At 48.7% G+C, this 10,236-nt stretch carries 6 protein-coding genes; 3 read left to right on the forward strand and 3 right to left on the reverse strand.

The window, feature by feature from the left end; all coding sequences use genetic code 11:
- Positions 1-5: 5 nt before the first annotated feature.
- Together IEY34_RS20805 and IEY34_RS20810 are read left to right on the forward strand one after the other, a co-directional pair.
- Positions 6-1,481: a sensor histidine kinase gene (locus IEY34_RS20805; RefSeq protein WP_189014721.1), complete on the forward strand. Its 1,476-nt coding sequence runs from the start codon at positions 6-8 to the stop codon at positions 1,479-1,481.
- Positions 1,478-2,167, forward strand: coding sequence for a response regulator transcription factor (locus IEY34_RS20810; protein ID WP_189014723.1), 690 nt, complete (start codon positions 1,478-1,480; stop codon positions 2,165-2,167). The genes IEY34_RS20805 and IEY34_RS20810 overlap by 4 nt, the downstream gene beginning before the upstream one ends.
- A gap of 57 nt (positions 2,168-2,224) precedes the next feature.
- Here IEY34_RS20810 and IEY34_RS20815 read toward each other — a convergent pair whose 3' ends face one another.
- From IEY34_RS20815 to IEY34_RS20825, 3 genes are read right to left on the reverse strand one after another with little or no spacing between them, the layout of a single operon-like run.
- Positions 2,225-3,985 carry a hypothetical protein gene (locus IEY34_RS20815; RefSeq protein WP_189014725.1) on the reverse strand — a complete coding sequence of 587 codons (1,761 nt, stop codon included), beginning with the start codon at positions 3,983-3,985 and terminating at the stop codon, positions 2,225-2,227.
- 35 nt (positions 3,986-4,020) lie between these two features.
- Entirely contained in the window at positions 4,021-7,137 is a 3,117-nt protein-coding gene (locus IEY34_RS20820) for an efflux RND transporter permease subunit (protein WP_189014727.1), read from the reverse strand.
- A gap of 44 nt (positions 7,138-7,181) precedes the next feature.
- The gene (locus tag IEY34_RS20825) at positions 7,182-8,489 is read right to left on the reverse strand and encodes an efflux RND transporter periplasmic adaptor subunit (protein ID WP_189014729.1); all 1,308 of its coding nucleotides are present in this window, start codon (positions 8,487-8,489) and stop codon (positions 7,182-7,184) included.
- 396 nt (positions 8,490-8,885) lie between these two features.
- Between IEY34_RS20825 and IEY34_RS20830 the strand changes: the two genes are divergently transcribed.
- Positions 8,886-9,572, forward strand: coding sequence for an MgtC/SapB family protein (locus IEY34_RS20830; protein ID WP_189014731.1), 687 nt, complete (start codon positions 8,886-8,888; stop codon positions 9,570-9,572).
- Positions 9,573-10,236 lie beyond the last annotated feature (664 nt).

Below are 10,236 nucleotides of genomic sequence, written 5' to 3' on the forward strand. Positions count from 1 at the left end.
CGCGGATGTCGATTCGTTTACGGCTGGTACTTTCTTACATCGCGATGCTGCTGGTACCGCTTGTGCTCTCTATACTAGCCGTGATCTTAATCAGCATCGCAACCTTCGGAAGCTTGAAGTCCGGTTTCCAAGTGGATTTCTCCCAAGGCAATCCCATCAAGCGTGTTGTCGATCAGGAACTTGAGAATGTCGCTTATATGAAAGCGAAGACAGATACAGAACCGGATGCCTTCCTGGATCCTGCCTTCATCAAGGATTTGGAAGCGCGGTTCCATAAGATCAATATGGGTGTAATTATTCGCAAAGATTTGGAAATTACGTACGTTTCTCCCTACATCAAAGAAGGGGAAGCGGGAAACACGACCAAACTGCCTTCCTACGGCACCTCATCGGGCGAATTTCAGCGCAACCAAGGTTCTCTGTGGATAACTAGGCAGCAGGATTTTTTATTCTCGGATAAAAGCAAAGGCTCCGTATTCGTCTTCCTGGACGGCGGCCCTTTCCAGAAATATTTGCACCAATTTTCCAAATCGGTCATCGTTACGTTTATTCTCATTCTCGTTCTAACCAACGGGGTGCTGACCTACTTTGTTTCACGCAGTATCATTAGGCCGCTAAAATCGCTTAAACGTGCAGCAGAGGAAATCAAAGAAGGCAATCTCGACTTCGAAGTTGTCCGACATTCCGATGATGAGATTGGAGAGCTGAGTACGGCTTTTGAAGAAATGCGGCGCAAGCTGAAGAAGTCGGTAGAAATTCAACTGCAATATGAAGAGAACCGCAAGGAGCTCATCTCGAATATTTCGCATGATCTCAAGACACCGGTCACGGCGATCAAAGGGTATGTCGAAGGCATCATGGATGGCGTGTCGAATTCGCCGGACAAAATGGACCGCTATATTCGTACCATCTACAATAAAGCCGCTGATATGGATCGGCTGATAGATGAGTTATTCTTATTTTCCAAGCTGGATTTGGGCAAAGTCCCTTTTCAATTCGAGACCGTGGATCTTGGCCAATATGTGCAGGATTGCGCGCAGGAATTGCAGTTCGATATGGAGAAAAAAGGGGTTCGCTTCGCGCTTACCGAGCTGCCGCAATCGCCTTTGTATGTAACCGCAGACCGAGATAAGCTGAGACGTGTTCTGCTGAACATCATTGAGAATGCAGTCAAGTACAGTGATGAAGGCAACCGCAGCATTACTTTAACTTTGAGAGAGATCGACGGTCATGCCGTCATTCAAATTATAGATAACGGTCAAGGCATCTCCGAGGAGGCGCTCCCGCATATTTTTGACCGGTTTTACCGAGCAGACCCTTCACGCAATACAGCGACCGGAGGGAGCGGGCTTGGGCTTGCGATAGCCAAACAAATCATGGAAGAACACGGCGGCAGAATCGGCGCAACCAGCATGATCGGGCGGGGGACGACGGTCTACATGGCATTACCGCTTAGTCAGCAGGAGGAGAGCGAAGGATGAGTCGGATCTTAATCATTGAAGACGAACAAAGCATCGCCGAGTTGGAACGAGATTATTTGGAGATCAGCGGTTATGTGGTTGATATAGAGAACAGCGGTGACAAAGGGCTCCAGCGGGCGCTCACGAACGATTATGATTTGATTATCCTCGATCTGATGCTGCCCAAAGTAGATGGATTCGAAATCTGCCGACGTATTCGCAGCGAGAAAGATATTCCGATCGTAATGGTGTCCGCCAAAAAAGAAGACATCGACAAAATTCGCGGGCTGGGCCTCGGTGCGGATGATTATATCATTAAGCCTTTCAGCCCCAGCGAAATGGTAGCCAGAGTCAAAGCCCATTTGGCAAGGTATGAAAGGCTGATGGGCAGGCGTGAAACCAAGAATGATGAAGTGCGCATTCGCGGTCTTATGATTGATAAAACGGCGCGCCGCGTCTTCGTGAACGAGAAAGAAGTCGTGTTCACCACCAAAGAATTCGATTTGCTGACTCATCTGGCGATGAATCCCAACCGGGTGTACAGCAAAGAGCAGTTATTCGACCTTCTATGGGGAATGGACGCGATGGGTGAAATTGCCACCGTCACGGTACACATCCGCAAGCTGCGGGAGAAGATTGAGCAGGATCCATCCAATCCACAATACATTGAAACCATATGGGGCGCGGGATATCGCTTCCGCATTTAATAAAAAAGCTTGGAAAAGTGCGATGTAGCACTCTTCCAAGCTTTTTGTTTTGGTCCGTTATTTCAACTCCGTAATCAGTCGATTGACTTCGCCGGATGGGGTAAGGATCGATTCATATACTTTAACGCTCACGTTACTTTGTATTTGATCGGTTGTCAGATGGTTGAAAGTTAACGTCTGCTTGCCGCTCACCAAGCGATCGGTGCCTGTGAAAGGGAATGATTTGGAGCCAAGGATGCTGCCGGCGGGATCGACCAGTTCGAACTTCAGCCTGGAGAACGTCTGGTCCGTCAGCACCCGCGGATCGCGGTCCAGTTCCAGGAATAGTTGCAATTTATACGTATAGGTAATGGCGATCATCTGATCAGGTGACGTTATTTGGTTCAAGAAATAGTCTTTAATGTTGAGCGTATATGGATACAGAGTAATCTTATGTCTGTCTTCCTTACCCTGTGGAGTTACCTGAAAGGAAGCAATGGTCGATTTGTAGGCGGATTTCGTACCGCCGCTTGTACCCCCGACATTATCGTCCCCGTAACCCCCGCTGAGCGACTGCTGCAGCTTCATCGTAAACGTTTCGGCAGTCTCCGATACGGGCAGTACAAACGTATAGTTGACAACCGATGACGTTCCCGGAGCAATTGTACTCTGAACTTGGCTTTGCCTGATCCCTGTATAATCGTAACCCCCTGGGCTCTGCAATTCGGTTAGAAGCGCCGGAATCGGAAGCATAGTTAATCCTTTGTTCGTAAACTTGAATTTGGCTACCGCAAGCTTGCTTCCCTGATCTTCATTGTCCGCCACGCGGAGTTCCGTCAGGGCTACCTTCAGATCCTGATGGATGGCATCATTCCACGCTTCGAATGTTATCGGCGATTCATAGGCGTAGCTGAGGACATCCGATTTTTTTTGTGCTAGATCGATGTTCAGCTTGCCAATGCCAAAGTTGGATACTTTTAACGTGCCGTTCGTCCCCGCTTGCGCAAAGGTTTCGGTCGTCAATACGTTAAGGCTGGCGAGTACCGCGTTCATCTCCGTATGGATAGCGAAATGAATATATTTGTTTTCGCCGGGCTCTAAGACTACTGGGTTTGCTTCAACTTCCCGGCCTGTAAAGACGTCCGTTTTGGTTTTACCGGCCAGCTCCAGAGCGGGAACGGTCTCGCTCCGGTCGGACGGATTCGTTGCGAGCAGCTTCACGACATAGTCGGAGCCGTCGTTCGAATTGGTTTTGCTTATGCTTATCGTTCGATAGCTAAGAGGCGATTCGAGTGTCGGGATCGTGAACGATTCTCCCCATTTTTTCAACAACGCAGCATCTTTGAATCCGTCAAGTTTTCCTTTCCATACGATGGCATCGATAGGGATCGTGAACAGCGCTGTTTCCTGCTTTGGATATACGTCGTAATTGACATCGATGAGTGAAAGTTCTGTCAGGCTTATTTGACTCGTGCGGTTGACGACGAGCATGTAGGTCAACTCCACCTCCGCACCGGGCTGTATACCGCGCTCGTTGGCGCTGCTGGGACGCAAGGTGTATACGAAGCCGTCCGGCGTTTTGACTCTGAGCTCATGATCGGGTATCCGCAGCGTATGGTTGCTTGTATTGTTCATGCGAATCACTGCGCCGAGGCGGACGCCGCCGGTCGTCTTTTCATTAAAGACGCCTTTTACTCTAACAGGGAGATCGGCGTTCATCTTATATACGGCAGCGCTTGCTGATTCCGCTGCGCCATCCGCGAATGCGGGGATCCCCGACATCAGCAGCGAGGAAGCCAAAGCGAAGCTCAAAGTCGCTTGCTTGAATATTGTTTTCATGATAGTTGTTCCTCCTTTGAAAATCGTTTGGGCATCTAGAGAGAAGTTGTTTCGCCTTGAGCAGGAAGGTTTGTCGTTGCCGCTGCACTGCGCTTCAGCTTGCGGTTATCCCTCCACAGGGCCAGCCGTAGATAGAAGGCAGGGACGATAATGAGCGTGAGCAGCGTGGAGACAATAAGCCCTGAGATAATGACGACGGCCATCGGTCGCCATAAGCTGCCTCCCATAATAGCCATGGGCAGCAGGCCGCCGATTGCGGTAGCCGATGTCATCAGAATGGGCCGAAGCCGCGCACGGCCCGATTCGGCAATGGCATCGTACAATTCCATGCCGTTATGTCTGGCGTCTTCTATAAACTCAACCAGCACGATGCCGTTGCGCACGACAATCCCTGCCAGACTGACAAAGCCCATAAGCGCCATGAATCCGATTGGCGCACCCGTCACGAATAAACCGATAAGAGCGCCCCCCATGGCCAGATAAACCGTCATCATGACTAGGAACGGTATGGACAAGGAATAGAATTGGATCGCAATAATAATGAAAATAAGGCAGACTACAACAATCGAAAGCTTGCCTATGGAGGAGAAAGCAGCGTCCCGGTCAGCGTTCTCGCCTGCAAATTCTATCGTGTAGGCGTTTGGTTTTTGCATTTTGCCAACTTGATTTTGCAGTTCGGTCATGATATTCGCCGGCAATGTTCCGTCCGTGTAAGCTCTTACCGTGATCGTTCTCACCAGATTGCGATGCTGCACGGAGGTGATCATGCGGTCAGACTGCACATCGATGAACTGCTTAATCGGGTACAGCTGCCCGGATTGCGCAGGAACTAGCAATTCTCCTATCGTTTCATTGGATGGCGTTTGGTTTGCCTCGCTGAACAATGTGACAGGAATCTCTTCGTTGCCCAGTTGCAGTTTGGAAACTTCAATCCCTTCGGTTGCGAGTCTGGCGGTTCCGGACAAATCTTTCTCAGTGACGCCGTAATAACGCGCTTTCTCCTGATCGAGCTGCAGATTCATCGTATAGGTTTCATCACCGACACTGTCGGAGACGTTGGCGGTGCCCGGGATGCTCTTCAGAATCGTTTGCAACTGCTTGGAGAGCGATGTTAACTCGCTTAAATCCGGGCCGCTGATTCGAATGGCAATCGGCGCTCCAACCGGAGGGCCTTGTTCGAGTTCTCTGGGCAGCAGCTCGATGTCGGGATATATGTGCTTGAGCTGTTGTCGCCAGTCGGATACAAGCTTGCCTGTATGGGTTCGGGATTCATCGACCTTGACATATAATTGGCCTGTTCTAGTTCCGACAGAATCGTTTTCCGCATAGTAAAACTTGGGTGCTGTCCTTCCAGCATAAGTGGAAACGGATTGGACTCCATCCTGCTTAGCCGCCCAAACCGATAAGCTTGTCATCATATCGGCGGTTTGCTTATAATCGGCGCTTACGGGCATCTTCACATCAAGCAAAAATTCGCTTCGTTCCGCACTCGGAAAGTACTGTACGCCCAGCAGGGGAAGAAGCCCGTAGCTGGCCGTGCCGATAACGAGACCGATCATGCCGGTTAGCAGTGGTTTTCGCAGCAGGCGGCGGATGAGCTTTTCGTAGTTCTCGCTAAGGTGCCATAGAGGTTTTCCCAAAAGTCCCGGCAGCTTATTCTGAACGTAGACTCCTTTGCGTAGACTGCGTTCGCTGCTCCATTTGCGGAAAATCGGAATGATGGTTAACGACATGGCCATCGACGCGGCTAAAGTCAAGCTGACGACGACGGGAATTGGCTTGATAAAGTCCCCAATGTTGCCTTTCAAGAAAAACAGCGGGAAAAAAGCGGCCGCTGTGGCGATCGTTGCGGTAAGAATCGAAATCGAAACTTCCTGGCTGCCTTTCAGCGACGCATCCAGAGGAGAATCGCCAAGGGACAGTCTGCGTTCGATATTATCGTTAACGACGATGGCATCGTCGACAAGAATGCCAAGGACAATGACCAGCGCGACGATAGAAATCTGATTGAGATCGATGGACGTCATGCCGATCGGGAGGAACCCGAGCGCAATGGAAACGGGAATCGCGAGCGCGACAATAATGGACGTTCCGAATGCGAGCCCCAGAATGCAGACAATCAGTACCGCACCCATCCCAATCAGCATTTCCCGCGACAAATCGGCAAATAGATGATCGACGTTCTCCTTTTGTGTAAACAACGATACCATCGTCACCTGTGAGGGGAGCTGAGCTTGCAATTCGGAAACCTTGGCGTCAATCCCTACTTGCAAGGAAGGAATATTTTCTCCTTTGGCTGGATAAATGACCACATCGATAGCAGGTTTGCCTTGATAGAAAACTTCCTCTTCCGTTTTCTTGGGAGCTACTTTAACCTCTGCGACATCTTTGATGCTCAGTGAATTGCCTTGCCCTGCCGGTCGGTAAATGACCGTATCGGCAATATCTTTGGCGGACTTCCATTCGCCCGTCAATTGAACGTAAGCATTATTGTTATTGGCAGTCACGTTCCCGATCGGCGTGCGGTCGTGAGCGGTTGTGAGCGCCTGCATAACCAGCGGCCAGGGAAGCTGCAGGCTTTCGAGCTTCTCCTTGTTCAGAATTACCTTCACTTCCTGACCCGGAAGTCCTACGATTTCAACATCGCTGACGCCGGCAACCGTGCGCAGCTGGTCCTTCCATGTTTCAGAAATGGGGCGCAAAGACTCCATCTGAGAACGGTTTTCCATAATCAAATGAATGATTTGCGCCGATGTCTTGGCCAGATCATCATTGATTTCGGGTTGATGCGCTTCTGCAGGCAGCTTGCCTTGCGCGGACTGCACCTTTTGTCTGAGCGTATCCCATGCTCGCTTGTTATCGGCCCCGGGCTGCATCTCAACGGTAATGAAGGACACGTTGGTGGATGAAGTCGAATCGATCGACTTGATCGACTCCATCTCTCTAATCTTTTCTTCCAGCGGCTTCGTGACAAGCTGCTCGACCTTCTCCGGCGATGCTCCGGGATAGATCGTCTTCACCGTAGCCATGGATACGGTGATTTCCGGATTTTCGCGCTGGCTTAACGATAAAAAGCTAAAGGTGCCCAGCAGCACGAGAACGACAAAGAATAGCAGGGTAATTTTTTGGTATTTAATCAGTTTAGCAATCAAGCGGACTCCTCCTTCTGTCCAGTTGTTCCGGTTAGAAGCCGAAACTACTGGCCGGGCGCTACTTTCTCCATATGTTTAAGCTGGTACTGACCGGAGACGATTAGCAGCTCGCCTGCCTTAAGCCCTTGTGTGATTTCAGTCATGCTATCCTTGCTGCGGCCGGGCTTGACGGTCCTTTTTTCGGCATGGTCTCCATTCAAAATGAATACATAGGGCTCGCCATCTTCGCGCAAAACGCTGCTCGCCGGTACGGAGATAACTTGCTGTTCGCCGCCTCCAGCAAGTTGAAGCTGCACGCGCATTCCAGGTTTGAGGCGACCGTTCTCGTTCGCGGCTTCAAGCTCCATGGAATAGGTTTTCGTCTGGGTGTTGGCTGTGTTCGCCAAATAAGACACTTTTCCCTCATATGTATCAGGGGAATCCGAATTATGAAAGATCAGGTTCGGTTTGCCCTGCACGAGCGGCAAGTCCGCTTCCGTCACTTCGGCGCGAATTTTGATTGGCGCTTGCTGCTGCACTACGCCGATTTTTTGTCCTCTGGCAAGCGTCATTCCTTCCTCAATCGGCATCTCGGTCAAAAGTCCGGACGCAGGCGCCTTGACTTCAAAATAAGACAGGTTGACGTCCGCATCCTGCAGATCGATATCGTTAGCCTGCAATTGGTACTCTATGGCGGCAAGCGGCCTAGTGCTTTGGAGCGTCTGAAGCTTTTGCTTCAAAGTTTGAAGATTCAGCTTTAGCTGCTTGACTTGAGATTCCAATTGTTCTTTCTGTTCTTTCGTTGCCTGCCCCGTGTCATAATCGTTCAGAACACGGTTATATTGCTTTGTGACATCGTCCAAGGATTGCTGGGTAATGGCCATATTGTTCGTTAGTTCCAGAATACCGTCGTCCCAATCCTTCTTGGCCTTGGACATCTGTTCTTCAAGACTGGCTCTGGCATAAAGCAGCTTTTGTTTCTGGCGAAGCAAATCTTTCTTATCCAGCTCGATGATTACATCGTTTTTCTGGACCTGTTCCCCGCGTTTTTTCAGCACGGACTTTACATCGCCATCCGCCTTAAGAATGACATTCAACTCCAGCGAAGGAATTACATCGGCAGTGAGTGTCTTGGCACCTGCCCATGCTTGTGTGGTAACCGCAGCCGTTATCACAGGTTTGCTCGCTGCCCCGGCTGCTTGCTCGGCAGTCGTTGCGGCAGATAACGGTGCTTTATTGGAACAGCCTGCAAGTGTTATGGCGGTCAAGATTAAAAGAAAACCCGTTTTGTGCGATACGAATCTTCCGGTTGTCCGCACAAGATGATTTTTCGATCGGTTTGCACGAGTAACAATGTTTTCCTCACGCTCCATGATTGAGCCTCCCCATCTAATAATTAACTTTATACAAGATCAGTTATATCAAAAAATGTGACTGATGGTCAATATTAACTTGAATCAATGGTCATTTCTTACTGGTATTGGATGATGGCGGCAAGCGGTTGGTGGCATAGTCATTCAGAACAAGGTTATTTGGCCTCGAGAATAAAAACAAACCCGTGTTGAGCGATACGAATCTTCAGGTTATCCGCACAAGATGACCTTTCGTTCAGTTTGAATGAGTAAAATGACTGTAGGTCAATAAATTTTTGAATCAATGGTCATTTATTTGTTTTGGGGCATAAAAAAACAAATCATACATGTCTATTTATTACAACTCCAAAATGTTAAGATATTGTAAAGCTATCTGACATAGAGGAGACAACAACGATGATGCTGTCTGTAGATGTGCATGATTTAATGAAATTAGGAATCGCAGCTATTTTCGGTTTAATCATTGGTCTGGAACGGGAAATCAGAAATAAACCTCTTGGACTCAAAACTTCTTTAGTCATATGTCTAAGCAGCTGTTTACTGACGATTGTATCTATTGAATCTGCGAATAAATATGCGGTACCCGGGTTGCACGTCATGGATCCGATGCGGCTTGCGGCGCAAGTGGTTAGCGGGATCGGATTTCTTGGGGCAGGGGTCATTCTTCGGAAGCATAATGATGTCATTATCGGATTAACGACGGCGGCGATGATCTGGGGAGCCGCAGGACTGGGGATTGCCGTTGGGGCTGGGTTCTTTGTTGAAGCTTTTTTTGGACTGCTGCTGATTATGGTGAGTGTGGTTGTTTTGCCATACTATATTAAGAAAATGGGACCAAGACCGCTGTTGATGAAGGATTTGCGTGTCAGGCTCGTCGTGTCGCATGAAGCCAATTTAACGACTATCATCAAGGAGATTATTGCCAGAGGGTATAAAATGAAAAGCGTACATATCAAAGAGCTGAACAAGGAGCAGCAGGAGCTCCATTTCATCGTTTTCATCGATCGGAAGTATGCTTCCGAGGTTTATGATGATTTGAAAAGCATGGAATATATTGAGATTGCTGAGGTTGAGACTTTGTAATTGGGGATTGGGATGGGGACGGAGTGGATCTGAGCGAGACGGGAACAGAGCGGGACGGACAATGGCCTTGGGCTTTGGTCCGTTTTTTTCTGCGTAGTTAATTGATTAAAAGCCTTTGAAGATTTGTCGCAAATAGAACCGCCTCCATTTTATAGCTTGAGCAACCAAACCGCCATATAAGCCGCAGATTTGAGGGTTTCAATGGATAAATCCAATCCAATAGCCCGATGGGCGACCAAATTCACGATTACATTGGATTTATACAATGTAATCAGACTCCTCATGTTATCTGGTACGGAATCTTGAAGTTAGCTAGTTTAAATAGATGGTTGGGAGAACGAAGAGAGTAGCTGCAAGGGAAAGTAGCTGAAATACCCTGACTGTGCGGCGGCACGTCCACTGTCTAAGAAACGCCTCACGTTGTAGATTGGATAAATCCAATCAAGCAGCCGTATAGGCGGTTAATTTCGCATCTACATTGGATTTATCCAATGGTATCAGATAAAAAACGCCATATAGGCCGCAGATTTGAGGATTCCAATGGATAAATCCAATCCAATAGCCCGATGGGCGACCAAATTCACGATTACATTGGAATTATCCAATGTAATGAGATTCCTTATGTTATCTGGTACGGAATCTTGAAGTTATCTAGTTTAGACAG

The sequence above is a fragment of the Paenibacillus marchantiophytorum genome (assembly GCF_014640555.1).
Taxonomy (GTDB): Bacteria; Bacillota; Bacilli; order Paenibacillales; family NBRC-103111; genus Paenibacillus_E; species Paenibacillus_E marchantiophytorum.

Bases quoted from the DNA above. Each gene is read 5' to 3' on its own strand.
- IEY34_RS20805 (WP_189014721.1), top strand. From the start codon at position 6: ATGTCGATTCGTTTACGGCTGGTACTTTCTTACATCGCGATGCTGCTG.
- IEY34_RS20810 (WP_189014723.1), top strand. From the start codon at position 1,478: ATGAGTCGGATCTTAATCATTGAAGACGAACAAAGCATCGCCGAGTTG.
- IEY34_RS20815 (WP_189014725.1), bottom strand. From the start codon at position 3,985: ATGAAAACAATATTCAAGCAAGCGACTTTGAGCTTCGCTTTGGCTTCC.
- IEY34_RS20825 (WP_189014729.1), bottom strand. From the start codon at position 8,489: ATGGAGCGTGAGGAAAACATTGTTACTCGTGCAAACCGATCGAAAAAT.
- IEY34_RS20830 (WP_189014731.1), top strand. From the start codon at position 8,886: ATGATGCTGTCTGTAGATGTGCATGATTTAATGAAATTAGGAATCGCA.